General features: G+C 60.5%; 14 protein-coding genes and 1 pseudogene. 5 read left to right on the forward strand and 10 right to left on the reverse strand.

Annotated features, from left to right (window positions below; genetic code table 11):
* The first annotated feature begins 201 nt into the window (after nucleotides 1–201).
* Complete coding sequence (gene apbC, locus L0Y14_RS03240) at nucleotides 202–1,293, forward strand: iron-sulfur cluster carrier protein ApbC (RefSeq protein WP_006474308.1); 1,092 nt, start codon at nucleotides 202–204, stop codon at nucleotides 1,291–1,293.
* A gap of 412 nt (nucleotides 1,294–1,705) precedes the next feature.
* On the opposite strand, the gene L0Y14_RS03245 is transcribed toward apbC, so the two are convergent.
* The 3 genes and pseudogenes from L0Y14_RS03245 to L0Y14_RS03250 all read right to left on the reverse strand — a co-directional run bounded on the left by L0Y14_RS03245 (nucleotide 1,706) and on the right by L0Y14_RS03250 (nucleotide 5,233).
* Entirely contained in the window at nucleotides 1,706–2,473 is a 768-nt protein-coding gene (locus tag L0Y14_RS03245; protein WP_420855216.1) for an HD-GYP domain-containing protein, read from the reverse strand.
* 90 nt (nucleotides 2,474–2,563) lie between these two features.
* A pseudogene (locus tag L0Y14_RS16580) lies at nucleotides 2,564–2,860 on the reverse strand (response regulator); the annotation flags it as partial.
* Nucleotides 2,861–2,959: 99 nt separating this feature from the next.
* Nucleotides 2,960–5,233: a bifunctional diguanylate cyclase/phosphodiesterase gene (locus tag L0Y14_RS03250; protein ID WP_240991610.1), complete on the reverse strand. Its 2,274-nt coding sequence runs from the start codon at nucleotides 5,231–5,233 to the stop codon at nucleotides 2,960–2,962.
* Nucleotides 5,234–5,489: 256 nt separating this feature from the next.
* On the opposite strand from L0Y14_RS03250, the gene dcd reads away from it, so the two are divergent.
* A complete protein-coding gene (gene dcd / locus L0Y14_RS03255) occupies nucleotides 5,490–6,056 on the forward strand; it encodes a dCTP deaminase (RefSeq protein ID WP_005961609.1) in 567 nt (188 codons plus the stop codon).
* 6 nt (nucleotides 6,057–6,062) lie between these two features.
* Here the strand turns inward: dcd and L0Y14_RS03260 are convergent, their stop codons facing one another.
* From L0Y14_RS03260 to purM, 3 genes are read right to left on the reverse strand one after another with little or no spacing between them, the layout of a single operon-like run.
* Complete coding sequence (locus L0Y14_RS03260; protein ID WP_005961613.1) at nucleotides 6,063–6,794, reverse strand: DUF3108 domain-containing protein; 732 nt, start codon at nucleotides 6,792–6,794, stop codon at nucleotides 6,063–6,065.
* 3 nt (nucleotides 6,795–6,797) lie between these two features.
* Nucleotides 6,798–7,469 (reverse strand): phosphoribosylglycinamide formyltransferase, encoded by a 672-nt coding sequence (gene purN / locus L0Y14_RS03265; protein ID WP_006474305.1) that lies wholly within the window; start codon nucleotides 7,467–7,469, stop codon nucleotides 6,798–6,800.
* Nucleotides 7,466–8,527, reverse strand: coding sequence for a phosphoribosylformylglycinamidine cyclo-ligase (gene purM / locus L0Y14_RS03270; RefSeq protein ID WP_006474304.1), 1,062 nt, complete (start codon nucleotides 8,525–8,527; stop codon nucleotides 7,466–7,468). Before purM ends, purN begins: the two co-directional genes overlap by 4 nt.
* Nucleotides 8,528–8,678: 151 nt before the next feature.
* Here purM and L0Y14_RS03275 point away from each other — a divergent pair, with 151 nt between their 5' ends.
* Nucleotides 8,679–9,809, forward strand: a complete 1,131-nt coding sequence (locus L0Y14_RS03275; protein ID WP_240991609.1) for a DUF2066 domain-containing protein — start codon at nucleotides 8,679–8,681, stop codon at nucleotides 9,807–9,809.
* A 238-nt stretch (nucleotides 9,810–10,047) separates the two neighbouring features.
* Nucleotides 10,048–10,602: a CDP-alcohol phosphatidyltransferase family protein gene (locus tag L0Y14_RS03280; RefSeq protein WP_005961621.1), complete on the forward strand. Its 555-nt coding sequence runs from the start codon at nucleotides 10,048–10,050 to the stop codon at nucleotides 10,600–10,602.
* A gap of 26 nt (nucleotides 10,603–10,628) precedes the next feature.
* Here L0Y14_RS03280 and hda read toward each other — a convergent pair whose 3' ends face one another.
* From hda to arsC, 3 genes are read right to left on the reverse strand one after another with little or no spacing between them, the layout of a single operon-like run.
* Nucleotides 10,629–11,312 carry a DnaA regulatory inactivator Hda gene (hda, locus tag L0Y14_RS03285; protein ID WP_005961623.1) on the reverse strand — a complete coding sequence of 228 codons (684 nt, stop codon included), beginning with the start codon at nucleotides 11,310–11,312 and terminating at the stop codon, nucleotides 10,629–10,631.
* A 7-nt stretch (nucleotides 11,313–11,319) separates the two neighbouring features.
* Complete coding sequence (wrbA, locus tag L0Y14_RS03290) at nucleotides 11,320–11,919, reverse strand: NAD(P)H:quinone oxidoreductase (RefSeq protein ID WP_005961625.1); 600 nt, start codon at nucleotides 11,917–11,919, stop codon at nucleotides 11,320–11,322.
* A gap of 1 nt (nucleotide 11,920) precedes the next feature.
* Nucleotides 11,921–12,268 (reverse strand): arsenate reductase (glutaredoxin), encoded by a 348-nt coding sequence (gene arsC / locus L0Y14_RS03295; protein ID WP_006474302.1) that lies wholly within the window; start codon nucleotides 12,266–12,268, stop codon nucleotides 11,921–11,923.
* Nucleotides 12,269–12,414: 146 nt separating this feature from the next.
* On the opposite strand from arsC, the gene L0Y14_RS03300 reads away from it, so the two are divergent.
* On the forward strand, nucleotides 12,415–13,647 hold the full coding sequence (locus L0Y14_RS03300; protein WP_006474301.1) for a virulence factor BrkB family protein: 1,233 nt from the start codon (nucleotides 12,415–12,417) through the stop codon (nucleotides 13,645–13,647).
* A 13-nt stretch (nucleotides 13,648–13,660) separates the two neighbouring features.
* Here L0Y14_RS03300 and L0Y14_RS03305 read toward each other — a convergent pair whose 3' ends face one another.
* Nucleotides 13,661–15,235, reverse strand: coding sequence for a flavoprotein (locus L0Y14_RS03305; RefSeq protein WP_240991608.1), 1,575 nt, complete (start codon nucleotides 15,233–15,235; stop codon nucleotides 13,661–13,663).
* Nucleotides 15,236–15,457 lie beyond the last annotated feature (222 nt).

The following is a 15,457-nucleotide window of genomic DNA, read 5'->3' on the forward strand; positions in this document are numbered from 1 at the left end:
AGGTAGTTTGACCCGCAGGGGTTGCCGCCATCTTCTGAGGTTTTCTGCGGGTCTTGGCAGACGCTCCGGTCAGTCGCTTATGGGATAAAACCCAGCAAATTACTTGGTAACTTTTTCCGATAATGGTGTAGAATCTGCCGCCATCCCAATTTCTTTGAATAGTCCGGGCGCTCTGGTCGCTCGGTGGTAGGAGTAACAGCGATGTCAGAAGTGACGCAAGATCAGATCAACGAGGCGATCAAGGGTTATCTTGAGCCCCACCTGAACAAAGACCTAGTGAGCGCCAAGGCGGTGAAGAGCATCGCTGTGGATGGCGACAAGGTCAAGATCTCCGTGGAGCTGGGCTTCCCGGCGAAGGGGTGTGTCGGTGATATCGAAACCGCTGTGAAGGCACAGGTTGAGGCGCTGGAGGGCGTTGCCACCGCCGAGGTCGAGGTGACCTGGAAGGTGGTGGCCCACTCGGTGCAGAAGGCGCTGAAACCGATCGACAACATCAAGAACATCATCGCCGTTGCCTCTGGCAAAGGCGGTGTCGGCAAGTCCACCACCGCCGTTAACCTGGCGCTGGCGCTGGTCGAAGAGGGCGCCACGGTGGGTGTGCTCGATGCCGACATCTATGGTCCCTCCCAGCCGCGCATGCTGGGTATCGAGGGTAAGCCGGATTCCAAGGACGGCAAGAGCCTGGAGCCGATGACCGGTCACGGCGTGCAGGCGATGTCGATCGGTTTCCTAATCGACGAGGAGACGCCGATGATCTGGCGCGGCCCGATGGTCACCCAGGCGCTGGAGCAGCTGCTCAACGATACCAATTGGGACGCCCTTGACTACCTGGTGATCGATCTGCCCCCGGGCACCGGTGACACCCAGCTGACCCTGGCGCAGAAGGTACCGGTCTCCGGCGCGGTGATCGTTACCACCCCCCAGGATATCGCCCTACTCGACGCCCGCAAGGGTCTGAAGATGTTCGAGAAGGTGGAGGTGCCTGTGCTTGGCATCGTGGAGAACATGAGCACCCACATCTGCTCAAAGTGCGGCCATGAGGAGCACATCTTCGGCGAAGGCGGCGGCCAGAGCATGTCGGATCAGTACCACGTGGATCTGCTAGGTGCGCTGCCGCTGGATACCCGCATCCGTGCCGAGACCGACAGCGGCCAGCCCACTGTGGTGGCCGATCCCGAGGCGCGCATCTCCCAGATCTACCGCGAGATCGCCCGCAAGACGGCGGCCAAGCTCTCGCTGCAGGCCAAGGACTATGCGGCCAAGTTCCCCAACATCGTGATTCAAAATAACTAAGGTTGTTCGAAAAGCCCCCCGCGCAATGCGGGGGTTTTAGTTGAGGGGCTTCTTACATGGCCTCGTACCTTGGGTCCAGCATCCGTAGGTTTCCCAGAACTCCAAGCGCGGTTCGTCCGAAGACTGTTTCTCGTAAGCCACTGCGAACGGCTTGGTGCTGAGCTCCTTGCGTTTGAACAGACCAATATCCCCTATTTCCTTCCCTCGAAACAGAGGATGGGGAGGGTGCGACGTTTTGCGTAAGTCTGCCCTTGTGGCAAAGCGAACCTGAAGCTAAAAACAAATAGGTGGAAGATTCTGAGGTGACAGGTCGCCGGGAGCTGAGATCTCTACGCACTCGTCCTGTCGTCCCTATGGAATGAGCAAGTTCAGCGGCGCGAGGAACAAGCGTTCATTGGAGAACCTTGTTGGGCTACTCCCTGACGTTCACCACCCGATAGGGTCCATGGATGACGTCGTTGTGTTCCGCCGCGATCAGGCGCAGCAGGATCGGCTGGCTTAGCTCCTGGCCTCGGGCGACCAGCATGGTGCCGGCTTGGGTGCGGATATTCTGATCCAGAATCATGCCAGAGTGCAGCTTGGCCAGGGGCAGATGCATGATCTCCACCTGCTTGTTGCTGCCCTCACCGGCGGCCAGGGCCTCTACCAGGGCCGGTGCGTAGCGGGTGGGCTCGTCTTTTAGCTCGGTCAGGGACTGATCCTCATCCATACCAGCAGTGATCCGTTTGTCATAGGCAATGGCGACCTTCAGCAGATGGCTGCCAAGGGTGATTTTATCCTCCTGAGAGAGGTGTTTGCCGATCTTCTCCATCTCATCCTCCGCCTCCTGATGGGCTACGATGGCCGCCACAGTCTCCAGCCGGGGGATGTGCTGTAGTAGGCGGCTGCCGATCTCCGGATGAGTTTTGTAGAGAGCTGCCTCCTTGGTGGTGAGCGGAACGTTGCTGGCGACCTTTTCCAGGATCTCGCGGGGGATGGTGATATGCCCGATCTGAGAGAGCAGCGCGGCCAGCTCAAAATGCCAGGTGTCTTGCAGTCCCAGGCTCTTGAGCATGGTGTCGACGTGGCGTTTGATGCGGGAGGCCTGACTGAAGGAGTCGGGATCGACCAGGCTGAGGATGTCGGTGAGCAGGTTCACTGCCCCCTTCAGGGTCTTATTCAGCAGCGTTTTTTCCATCATCACCAGCCGGTAGTGCTGGATGCCGTCGATTATCGCCTCGTAGAGTTCGGGGACCTCCACCGGTTTGTTGAGAAAACGGGAGATGTGGCCCTGGTTGATGGCGCCCAGGGCCACCTCCAGGTTGGCGTTGCCAGTGAGCATGATGCGAACGGTGTTGGGGGCGGCTACCCGGACCCTGGTGAGCAGTTCTACGCCATCCATATTGGGCATCTGCATGTCCGAGACCACCACTGCAAAGGGGCCGTCGTCCTGGATCGCCTGCAGTGCATCACCGCCGCTGACAGCGGTGACCAAGTTCAATCTTTTGCGAAACTGGCGGCGGAATGAGTCCAGCAGGTTGCGATCATCATCGACGAGTAACACTTTCTCCGGAAGTTTTGGGGCCATATTTTACCTCGGTGAACGGTCTCTGAGGTCGTTACTCAGGGTCTGTCACCTTATCGGCCTCTGGAATTGATTCCTTGAGCCAAGCTTACGAACAGTCTGCTAGTCGGTCTTTTCTGCCTTCATCGCCTGCAATAATTGTGTGAAGTCTTTGGCCGATAGGGGGCGGCTGAACAGGAAGCCCTGCAGTTCGTCGCAGCCGATGGTGCGCAGGAACCCAGCCTGGGATTCATTCTCGACCCCTTCGGCAATCACCTTTATGTTGAGGCTGTGGCCCAAAGCGACCACGGCGCGGCAGATTGCTTCGTCTTCGGAATCGACGCTGATGTCCCGCACCAGGGAGCGATTGATCTTGAGGCAGTTGACCGGCAGCTGTTTGAGTTTGGCGAGGGAGGAGTAGCCGGTGCCAAAGCCATCGATCGCTAGCATCACTCCCAATTCCCGCAGACCATGCAGGACGTCAATTGCCGTGTCTGGCCGTTGCATGAAGTTGTGTTCGGTGATCTCCAGCTCCAGCCGAGTCGGGTCCATACGCGTGTGTTGCAGGATCTGGGGCAGCTGCTGTCCGAGGCAGGTGGAGGAGATCTGCCCCCGGGAGAGATTGACTGCCATGCGAATCCCAGGCAGGCCTGTCTGCTGCCAAGTGACCGTCTGTATGCAGGCATGTTCCAGAACCCAGCGGCCCACGTCCTCGATCAATCCGGTCTCCTCCAGAATCGGGATGAACTGCTCCGGGGAGATTAGTCCCCGTTGTGGATGGCGCCAGCGCAGCAGGGCCTCGCTGCCGACAATGCAACCGCTGTTGGCCTCCACTTGGGGCTGGTAGAAGAGTTCGAACTCCTCCCGCTCCAGAGCGCGACGCAGCTGGCTCTCCAGGGTATGGCGTTCTTGTACATGGCGGGTCATGCTTGGGGTATAGAAGGCGTAGCGGTGGCGTCCCTCTTCCTTGGCCCGGTACATGGCGATGTCGGCGTTGCGCAGCAGGGCCTCCCGCTCGATGGCGTCGTCTGGGTAGAGGCTGATGCCGATGCTGGTGGTGATGAACGCCTCTTTTCCACCGAGGCTGAAGGGCTGATCCAGCGCGTCGATCAGGACCTGGGCCAGATTGGCGATCTCTGAGGTGCCTCCGGGCTGATCCAGGATCACCACGAACTCGTCCCCGCCGAGGCGAGCCAGTGTATCCTGCTGTCGGATTCGGCCGTTAAGACGCTGGGCGACTTCGATCAGCAGCTGATCGCCCAGGGCATGGCCGAGGGAGTCGTTGATGTTTTTGAAGCGGTCCAGGTCGAGGAACATCAAGGCGATAGAGTGTATGTTGCGCCGGGCCTGATCGATCAGGTGCTCCAGACGGGCATTGAGTAGCAATCGATTGGGCAGGCGGGTCAGGGGGTCGTGGTGGGCCAGATGGAACAGCTGGCGCTCCGACTCCTTGATGCTGCTGATGTCGGTGAATACCGCCACGTAGTTCTGGATCTCTCCCGCATCGTCGGCGATCTGGCTGATACTCAGCCACTCCGGGTAAACCTCGCCGTCCTTGCGCCGGTTCCAGATCTCTCCCTGCCAGTGACCGGTCTGTTTTAACTCGTTCCACATCGCCTGATAGAACGATTCGTCGTGCCGGCCAGAGCGCAGGATGCGTGGATTGCATCCCCGGGTTTCCTGCGCCGTATAACCGGTGATCACACAAAAGGCGCTGTTCACGTCGAGGATATTGCCTCGGGCATCGGTGATCATCATCCCCTCTGAGGAGTTTTCCACAGCGGTGCTCCACTGCAACAGGCGTTCCTTGCGTTCCTCGTTGCGCAGGGTGATGCCGGCGAGCCAAGAGGCCGTCTCCAGCAGGCGGGTTTGAAAGGCGTCAGGGGTCCTGCCCTCCAGTGAGGTGATGGCGAAAGTGCCGCGGACCTCCAGCTGCACAGAGAGGATCGGGAACGACCAGCAGGAACCGATCTGGAACATGTCAGCCGCCTCCCGCAGGCCGTCCCAGCGGACGTCTCCGGGTACGTTGTCGATGAACACCGGTTTCCCCGAGAGGGCTGCATTACCGCAGGAGCCCATGGTCTCTCCCGGCTTGATGCCATCGAAATAGGGCAGTGCCTGGGGTGGGAAAGAGGGGCTGGAGGCGACCCTGAGCAGACCGCTCTCGGGGTTGAGCAACATCACCGAGGCTAGTGAGTGTGGCACGATGGCCTCGATAAGCTGGCAGAGCTGATTCAGGATGGTGACACTCTCCAAGCCGCTGGCAATCGACTCCAGTATCCTCCGCTGCAGCTCCAGCAGGTTATCCAACTGATCGGTTTCTGTCTGCTGATCGACGTTTACACCGGTGGCTGGATCGGTTGGAGGCACTCGGTTTTTTGCGGGCGGCTGCTTCATCGGGTGATTGTCCGGTCTGGGTGGAGGGGCGCCGGGAGCAGAAATTACTATAAAAGCAGCACAATGAAGGTTGTTGATCAACCTTCTGATTCGTATGTGAATGGTGTGTCTGGGAGATGTGTTCCTGTCGTGAGCTGCTGGTTTCTGGGGATAATCGAGGGTGGTTGGGCGTAACTGCCAGCCAGGTTTGGCGCTGCGGGGTCGGGCTGTGTATGATGCGCTCTTTATATTGCAGGCGCCTGAGTAGTCTGAGCTGATGAGTATCAAATCCGACAGTTGGATCCGCCGCATGGCGGCCGAGCATGGCATGATCGAACCCTTCGAGCCCCAGCAGGTGCGTGAGGGATCTGCTGGGCGGGTGATCTCCTACGGCACCTCCAGCTATGGCTACGATATCCGTTGTGCCGGCGAGTTCAAGATCTTCACCAACATCAACTCGGCGGTGGTTGATCCGAAGAACTTTGATGCCAACAGCTTTGTCGATGTGAAATCCGACGTCTGCATCATCCCCCCAAACTCCTTTGCCCTGGCACGTACCGTGGAGTATCTGCGCATCCCGCGCAATGTGCTCACCATCTGCCTCGGCAAGTCGACCTATGCCCGCTGCGGCATCATCGTCAACGTCACCCCGCTCGAGCCCGACTGGGAGGGGCATGTGACTCTGGAGTTCTCCAACACCACGCCGCTGCCGGCGAAGATCTATGCCAACGAAGGTGTGGCGCAGATCCTCTTCTTTGAATCCGATGAGATCTGTGAGACTTCCTACAAGGATCGTGGCGGCAAGTATCAGGGGCAGCAGGGTGTGACTCTACCCCGGCCCTGAAGCTTCTCACGGGGCGCTGACCAATGTCTCTAACTCCATCAGATACTCGGCCCCACCCTGACTGCGCAAGATGCGTACCGGCAGGTGATCGATTGTGGGGGCAAACCAAATGGTGGAGTCGATCTTACCCGACCCTTTACGCCGCTCCACCCGCAGGCAGTCAAGTGTCCCGGCGACCGTTTTGATCCGCTCCCTGCCACGCAACTGGAAGTAGTAGTCTTTGAGCCGGCCGCCGTCTGCTACCCGGTAGTGCATCTCCGATTTGCCCTGCGCCAGGTCGAGTCGTACCGCCAATTGCTGGCTGAATTTGTCCTGGGTGCCTGTTTCGATCAGCTGTCGCCAGCGGCTGTCACCGGTAGAGGTGGTGACCTGGCGTTTCTGCCAGTCGAACTGCAGCTTGATCTGCTTCTTCTCGTCACTATGACGACGTAGGTAGTGGTAGCGCTGCGGGATCACCTGACCCTGCTCGAAGTGTCCCTCGCTGCGCTCCTCCACCTGCTGCGGATGTAGCCAGCTGAACAGGCCGGTGTGTTCGGAGTCGGCGCGATAGCGGTAGTTGCCGCTGGAGTCGAAGCGCAGCGAGAGTTTCAGTCGCCCCAGGGTGATGCCCTGGCGACTGATGCTGTAGTGAGCTTCGAACGACTGTAGCCCGGCAGGTTGACTGTAGGCTGTTGGTGAGATGAGCGACAGCAGAACGGCGAGCAGGCAGGGCAGGTGAAGCCGGCCGCTGTCGCGCATCGCTCAGCTGATCTCCTGCTCGGGGGTGAAGGTCAGCGGTTGGGTTAGTGGTGTGCCATCAAGCTCGACCTTGCCTCGGTCGCTGAGCCGCAGTCGCCCCTCGGCAAACAGGCGGATCGCCAGCGGGTAGATTTGATGCTCTTTTTGCAGCACCCGCGCGGCCAAGCTCGCCTCGTCATCATCTGCCGCCACTGGCAGCTGAGCCTGTACGATCAGCGGGCCGCCGTCCAACTCCTCGGTGACAAAGTGGACGCTGCAGCCGTGCAGCTGCTCGCCGGCATCCAGCACCCGCTGGTGGGTGTGCAGGCCGCGGTAGTCTGGCAGCAGTGAGGGGTGGATGTTGAGCAGGCGTCCGGCATAGTGGCGCACGAATGCCGGGCTCAGGATGCGCATGAAACCGGCCAGCATCACTAGATCGGGGCGGTAGCGATCGATCAGCTCGATCAGCGCCTGATCGTACTGCTCACGTTCGGCGTAGTCAGTGTGTTCCAGCACGGCGGTGGCGATGCCCGCTGCGGTGGCCCGCTCAAGCCCCTGGGCATCGGCGCGGTTGCTGATCACCGCACACAGCTCGATCGGCAGGCTGGTGCCGGCGGCGTCGATGATCGCCTGCAGATTACTGCCGCGCCCTGAGATCAGGGCCACCACACGCGTCGGTTTGTCTGCCTGCTTCACGGCTCGCGGATCTCGACCATTGGTTCGCCATCGTGGGCCTCGATGCGGCCGATCTGCCACGCCTGCTCACCCGCCGCCTGCAACAGTTCGATGGCCGCGTCGGCCTGATCCGCAGGCAGGCAGACAACCATTCCGACGCCGCAGTTGAAGGTGCGGTACATCTCGCTCTCCGCCACCTTGCCCTGCTCCTGCAGCCAACGAAACACGGGGGGGATCTGCCAACTACCAGCGTCAATCACTGCCTTGCTGCCCTCCGGCAGCACCCGCGGCAGGTTCTCCGGCAGGCCGCCGCCGGTGATGTGGGCCAGGGCATGCACATCGCAATTATCGAACAACTCCAGCAGGGGTTTGACGTAGATGCGGGTGGGGGTGAGCAGGGCCTCGCTGAGGCTGGTCTCGCCCATTGGCTGGGAGAGGTCGGCGCCGCTTACCTCGATGACCTTGCGGATCAGCGAGTAGCCGTTGGAGTGGGGGCCGGAGGAGGCAAGTGCGATCAGGCTGTCGCCGGGGCGGACCCGCTCGGCGGTGATCAGTTTGCTCTTCTCCACTACACCGACACAGAAACCGGCTAGATCGTAGTCGCCCTCGCCATACATGCCCGGCATCTCTGCTGTTTCGCCGCCGGAGAGCGCTGCGCCGGCTAGCTTGCAGCCTTGGGCGATGCCGCGCACCACCTCGGTGGCGGTATCCACGTCCAGCTTGCCGGTAGCGTAGTAGTCGAGAAAGAACAGCGGCTCGGCACCGGCCACCACGATGTCGTTGGCGCACATTGCCACTAGATCGATGCCGATGGTGTCGTGCTTGTTGAGCGCCAGCGCCAGCTTTAGTTTGGTTCCGACGCCGTCGGTGCCGGAGACCAGCACCGGCTCCCTGTAGCGATCCAGCGGCAGCTCGAACAGCGCACCAAAGCCGCCCAGGCCGCTCAATACGCCGGGCCGGAAGGTCTGTTTGACGATCGGTTTGATCTGTTCCACCAGGCTGTTGCCGGCATCGATATCGACGCCCGCATCCCGGTAGCTGAGGCCGCTTTCAGACGGCTTGTTGGACTCGTGTTCCACGCTCTGGCTCCGCTGCTGCAGGGGGGATTGAATGGCGGGGGATTCTAGCAGATATTGGCTTGTGCGGCGCGGGTTTAGACAGCTACTGCGCTGCAGGCTAGAATCCGGCTCAGTCCCTGGCTGGGGAGAAAAGAGATTGGGGAATAGAGAGATGATGAGCTGGCATAGCGTTTGGGTTCTGCTTTTGCTGTCGGCGCTGCTGCCGGGGCAGGTGTTCGCCGAACGGGTCGAGGGTATCTATGAAGCCGAAGTGCCGGTAGCCGGGCAGAGTGCCGCAGTGCGCTCAGCGGGGATCCGCGAGGCCTTCGCCCGCATGTTGGTGAAAGCCACCGGTGAGCGGGAGCTGCTCGTCTTCGATTGGTTCAACAGCGTACAGAAGCGCGCGCCGCGCTATGTGCAGCAGTATCGTTACCGTATGTTGCCGCCTCCGCCGACTGGTGAGGCCGCGGCGCAGCCTGTCGCCGAGGGGGCCGCCGCGCAGCCGGACCGGCTGCTGTGGGTGCGTTTCGATGAGCGGGCGGTGAACCGGCTGCTACGGGACAATGGATTGCCCGCCTGGGGTAGCGAACGCCCCTCCACCCTGGTCTGGCTCTCTTTCGATAATGGCCGGCAACGTACGCTCTATCAGCCGGAAATGGAGCCCGAGCTGCGCGAATCGATGCAGGTGGTGGCGCAGCAGCGGGGTCTGCCGTTGCTGGTGCCTCTGATGGATCTGGAGGACCAGACGGCGATCCAGAGCAGCGATATCTGGGGGCTGTTCGAACAGAACATCCGCAGCGCCTCAGAGCGCTACCTCCCTGATGTGGTGCTGGTTGGACGGTTGCGTCGCCTGGCAGCCAACAGTTGGAGTGCCGACTGGACCCTCTACGATGCCGAGGGTGCCAGCAGCTGGCAGGCGGATGGCGCCAACCGGCAGCAGCTGGCGCAACAGGGTGTGGAGCAGGCGGGCAATCTGCTGGTGGCCCGGTTTGCCCCGAAAGCCGGCGCCCTGGATGCGGGCACCCTGCGTATTCGTATCGCTGGTGTTGAACGTCTCGCCGACTATGTACTGGTGCGTGACTATCTCAAAACCTTGGTGATGATCGAACAGCTCGATCTGCTGCAGGCGGAGCCCGATCGGGTCAGCTTCCTTGCCCGGGTGCAGGGCGGACGTGAGGCGTTGCGGCGTGGTATTCGCCTGGGCGGGGTGTTGGAGCCGGTGGTCGTTGAGGCGCCGTTGGCTGAGAGTGCGGCTACGGCGCTGAGCCTGGATCAGCAGAGTCTGGAATATCGGTTGCGTTAGGGAGCCTCTGAATGAATCTGGGCGAGCAGAATTGTGAGGCCAAATTTTTCGCTGTAAGGCGGAAATCGCAGGGCCGCTCAACGATATCCTATCTCCGCGATACTTGCACATCCCTGTGCGGCGTAATAGCGAGTCCATTGCCAAGATTTTGCTCGCAGGAAATGCCCTTGGGTGTAACGCAGCAGCGGGGGATTTTGGCCGCAAGGCTGCCGCCCATGATTCGTTCAGAGGCTCCCTCGTGAAAGCCCGGGATATCCCCAATCTGATCAGTTTTCTGCGCATCCTGATGACCGTTCCGGTGGTCTGGCTGCTGTTTGTGCGGGAGTTTGGCGTCGCTCTGATGCTGTTTGCGGTGGCCGGTATCTCCGACGGGCTGGACGGCTTTCTTGCCAAGCAGTTTGGCTGGCAGAGTCGGCTCGGCGGCCTGCTCGATCCGCTTGCCGACAAGGCGTTGCTGATGAGCTCGTTTCTGGTGTTGGGGGCGCTCGACCTATTGCCAGTGTGGTTGGTGATGGCGGTGATCTTCCGCGATCTGCTAATCATGGGGGGCGGGCTCTACTACCATTTCCTCGTCGAGGATCTGCAGGCTGACCCGAGTCTGATCAGCAAGCTGAACACCCTGCTGCAGATCCTGCTGGTGCTGGCGACGGTGACCAACGCCGGTCCATTGGCACTGCCGCCACTGTTGCTGGCGGTGCTGATCTGGAGCACCCTCGCCACCACCCTGGCCAGCGGCATAGGCTATGTCTGGGTCTGGACCCGCAAGGCACAACGCAAAGGGTGGCACGTCTAACAGTCGGCTAAACACTAGGGAGCCGTTCAGAGCTTGAGGATCTCCCGTACAAACGGGATGGTCAGGCGGCGCTGTGCCGCCAGCGAGGCTTGGTCGAGCTGCTCCAGTCGCTGCAGGATCGAACGAGTGTCACGGGGGATACGCTGCAGCAGAAACTGTGCGATTTCCGGCTTCAGGTCGAGGCCACGTTTGGCGGCGCCGAGGATCAATAGTTGCAGGCGACTTGCGTCGTCGGGCGGGGTCAGATGATAGCAGGGTCCCCAGGTGAGGCGTGAGGCGAGGTCGGGCAGTTCGATCGGCAGATAGGCGGGTGAGACGCTGGCGCTGACCAGCAGTCGTCCGCTGTTCTCCCGCAGCCGGTTGAAGAGGTTGAACAGGGCCATCTCCCACCCTGTATCCCCCGCCAGTCTATCCAGATCGTCGATGCAGACCAGTTCGAGCAGCTCCATGCCGTCAAGCATCTCGGGGGCAAAGCTGCTGATCTCCTGCAGTGGAATGTAGGCGCTGCTGTCGCCCTGCTCTTGTTGCGCCCGGCAGGCCGCCTGCAGCAGGTGGCTCTTGCCGACGGCCGCTTCGCCCCAGAGATAGATGAACGGGTCGTTTGCAGAGCGCAGGCTGCTGACCGCTTCGGCGTTGTTTCCCGCGACATAGCCATCAAAATCGACGGTGTTGTGGAAACCGATGCCGAGGGGCAGTTGCAGCGCGCTCATGGGTGGGTCAGCGACTGCCTTTCAGGCAGTTTGCGGTCTCTGCGAGACGTCTGCCGAGGGCCCGGCAGAGGCTTTTCTCTTCGTCGCTGAGGGGCAATTTGCTGTCGCTGCCGGCGAGGTGGCTGGGGCCGTAGGGGGTGCCGCCGGTGCGGGTGTGCAGCAGTTCGGTCTCGCTGTAGGGCAGGCCGAGCAGCAGCATGCCGTGGTGCATCAACGGCAGCATCATCGACAGCAGGGTGCTCTCTTGGCCGCCGTGCATGGAGGAGGTGGAGGTGAAGACACCGGCGGGTTTGCCGATTAGGCTGCCACTCATCCAGAGCCGGCTGGTGGAGTCGAGAAAGTACTTCATCGGCGCCGCCATGTTGCCGAAGCGGGTGGGGCTGCCTAGCGCGAGTCCGTCGCAGCCCTCCAGGTCGGCCGCGCTGACATAGGGGGCGCCGCTGTCGGGGATGGTGTCGGCCACCGCTTCGCATTCGGTGGAGACTTCGGGCACGCTGCGCAGCCGGGCGCTGGCGCCGGCGATCTCCTCGACGCCGCGGGCGATCTGTTGCGCCATGCTGGCGGTGGCGCCGTGACGGCTGTAGTAGAGAATCAGGATCTCACTCATCTCAGAGGATCTCCAGTATCAGCTCGGGAGGACGGCCGATGGCGGCCTTGCCATCTTTGATGACGATGGGGCGTTCGATCAGCTTGGGGTGGGTGAGCATGGCGTCGATCAGCTGTTCCCGGCTGAGGCCCTCGTCGGCCAGCTTGAGCTCCTTGTACTCCGCCTCCTTTTTGCGCATCAGCTCACGCGGTTGCAGGCCGAGCATGTCGAGGATCTGCTCCAGCTGCTCGCGGCTAGGCGGAGTCTTCAGATACTCGATCACCTCAGCGGTTTCGCCCTTCTCTTCCAGCAGTTGCAGGGTCAGGCGACATTTGCTGCAGCGGGGATTGTAATAGATCTCGAGGCTCATGCGGTTCTCCTTCCGATTGGGCACGGCATTCTAGCAATTCTGCCGCAGGGGGCCGTGAGTTTTTACCGCGGATTCTAACAGCTTGGCTGTTTGCCTCCAGAAGCGATGTGGCATACTGGCGCCGCCGCGATTGAGGAAGGAAGGCCATGACCCGGGATATCTCTGCAGAGGCGAGACGTTATCTGGATCTGCTGTGTCAGTTCAGCTCGCTGCTGTTTCACCATTTTGCGAAGGATGGCGGGATTCAGAACACGGCGGCCCTGACCTATACCACGTTGCTCTCTCTGGTGCCGCTAATGACGGTGATGCTGGCGCTCTTCTCCGCCTTTCCTGGTTCGGAGAAGGCGGCGTCGGAGATCGAGAACTTTGTCTTCCAGAATTTTGTGCCGGCGGCGGGGGAGATCGTCCAGGAGCATCTGAGAAACTTCAGTCAGAAGGCGGGACGGCTCTCCGGGGTTGGTTTTGGTTTTCTGTTTGTCGTCGCGCTGATGTTGATGGCGAACATTGACAAGGCATTCAATACCATCTGGCACGTGCGCAAGAAGCGCAAGCCGATTGCGACCTTCCTGGTCTACTGGGCGATCCTCTCGCTAGGGCCGATCCTGATTGTGGTGAGCGTGGGTGTTACCTCCTATCTGGTCTCCCTGCCGATCTTCATCGAGGATGCGACGGTGGTGCAGCTGCGCACCCGGCTGCTGGGGGTGATGCCGGTGCTGATCTCGGCACTGGCCTTCACCCTGCTCTATGCGCTGGTGCCAAACCGCAACGTACCGTTGCGCCACGCTTTTGCCGGCGGCGTGCTGGCAGCGCTGCTGTTCGAGACGGCGAAGCGTGGCTTCGCTCTCTATGTCACCCAGTTTCCCACCTATGAGGCGATTTACGGGGCGATGGCGGCGATCCCGATCTTTCTGATCTGGATCTGGCTCTCCTGGCTGGTGACCCTGTTGGGGGCGGAGTTTACCTACTGCTTGGGGATCTATCGGCACAATTGGCGTGAGAAGTTCTACTCGAGGGGAGCCAGTTTTCTGCTTGCATTTCGTTTGATCGGTTATCTGCGTGAGGTCCAGCAGGAAGGGGGGCAACTGAGTACCGCGGAGCTGACTGAGCGTGAGCCGGAGGCGGGAGAGGAGCGGATCGAGGCGGCGCTGAAGGCGCTGCAGGCAGCGCACTTGGTGTTGCGCAGCGAGGATAGGGGGTGGGCGCTGGCGCGGGACCTGAGAGAGACCTCGCTGCTCGAACTCTATCACGCCGATCACTTTGTGTTGCCGACAGCCGGTGATGTGGAGACCGAATCCCCCCGTTTGGCGGAGTTGCTTGCCTCACTGGATCAAGATCTCATCAGTAAGCTGCAGCAGCCGCTGGACGATCTCTATGCGTGAGCCCCATGGGGCGTCAAGTATCCTTCAGGCGATAGCGGGCAAAACCTGGGGTCGCCTCGGCCAATTGCATCGGCACGATCACTGGATCGGGGGTCTGCTCATCCACCCGGTACCCCTGGTCCAGCTCGAGAGAGTTGCGTGAGACGATCACCGACCCCCGATGCTTATGTCCTCGGTCAATGAAAAGTGCGCGTCGTCCTGGCTGCTCTTCTTTGCCTTTGTTCGGAGTGCGCAGAGTGATCGGGCTGACATGGCCGCGGATGAATTGCACACCCAGTTCCAGCGAGCTGTTGCCCTTGCGCATGGCGCGGCGCACCACGCCGATGCGCCAGTCAGAACTGTTCTCATCCTCGCTGGCAGTGATCAGCAGTAGTTGCCCCACCTGGGGGGATGAACTCTGCGAGAGCTGCAGCTGTAGTGCTACGCCGCTGGCGCTCTGGTCCACCTGCATGCATTCGAAGCTCTTGTGTTGCGGTGCGTAGTCCGCCCCTAGGTTGCCATTGAGAATTACCGAGAAGCTGGAGTCGCCGGAGGATTCGTTCTGGATCGCCAGGGTCTGCAGATAGTGGTGGATGCTGGTGACGCCAAGTGCGATCGCCACCCGGCGCGGTCGGTTTTGCCGGTCTGCCCCGCGCTGTTGCTGAATGTGCCACGACTTGAGTATGCGCCGCAGGATCAGGATCGCCTCCTCCGGAGGCAGGTGCTGCAGCCCTGGAGGTGGTTCCTCACCATTCATGGCGATCTTTTGCTGCGCCCTGTGGATGCGCTTGCTGACCGAAGTGAGGCTGAAGCGGCGATAGCGTCTCGGATCGAGGTTGGGGCTGGTATCCGGGTCGAAGGGGCGGGATGGTTCCATACCCGACATGTCGATGACAAATCGTCCCGCAGCGTCACCTGTGGCGGTTACGGAGCCGAACTTCGCCTTGCCGGCATACTGGTTGAGGAAGTCGAAACAGATACGCGCCTCACCCGGCTCCAGATGACAGGGGTCAAGCAGTGAGACGAGGATGATGCGTTTGGTCTGATGGCTGATGGTCGAGGTCTCGTCACCTGCCTGGTCATGGTCGTCGATGATTTCGTTATGCAGATTCTGCTGCTCTGCCAGGGCATAGAGTTTGAGCACCTCGCTTAACGACTTGCGGGAGCGACAGTCATAGCCTTCGAAGGCGACAAACTGTTCCAGCGCAAGGAATTTCAGGGCGTAGAAGATGCTGTGCAGCAGACGTTTGCGCTGTTTCAACCAGGAGCGATTGTTGAGGCATTCGTTGATGATGTGTTTGTAGCCGTAGGCCATCTCCGTCAGCAGACGGCGGATCTGCAGTATGTCTGGTGCACCCCTTTTGCCGATTGGAATACGGCACAACCGGGTGCTGGGCATGCGGTAGATCTCCATCAGCTCTGCACGATCCTTGACTCTGTCGGGATGACGGTTGAGCAGGCTCAGATTGGCGATGACAAATTCTGCAACCCGTTCCGGGCTGGCATAGGGGAGGGATGCAACCCACTGTCGCAGCTGCCCAGGGTGAGTCTCAACCAGCGGACTCTGTGTCGAGTCAGGGGCCGGGACAGAGAACAGTGTCTGATCCATCAGGTCAGCACGATTATTGAAAAGACTGAACATAGCGAATAAAAGGTAACTATCCTGGTTTGCACCTTGATTCTCTCTAGTGTTCGGCGCTCCAGTGCCGAACTTGAGTTTCGTGTCCGTTGGATGAAATTGAAATCCAGCGAATTAATGCCGAGAATGAGTGTCACACATTGGGTGCCAGGAATATCAGGACCGAGTCCGCATGTTTTGGGGGAATTTGGG

Origin of the sequence: Candidatus Endoriftia persephonae (genome assembly GCF_023733635.1) — a bacterium.
Lineage (GTDB): Bacteria > Pseudomonadota > Gammaproteobacteria > Chromatiales > Chromatiaceae > Endoriftia > Endoriftia persephonae.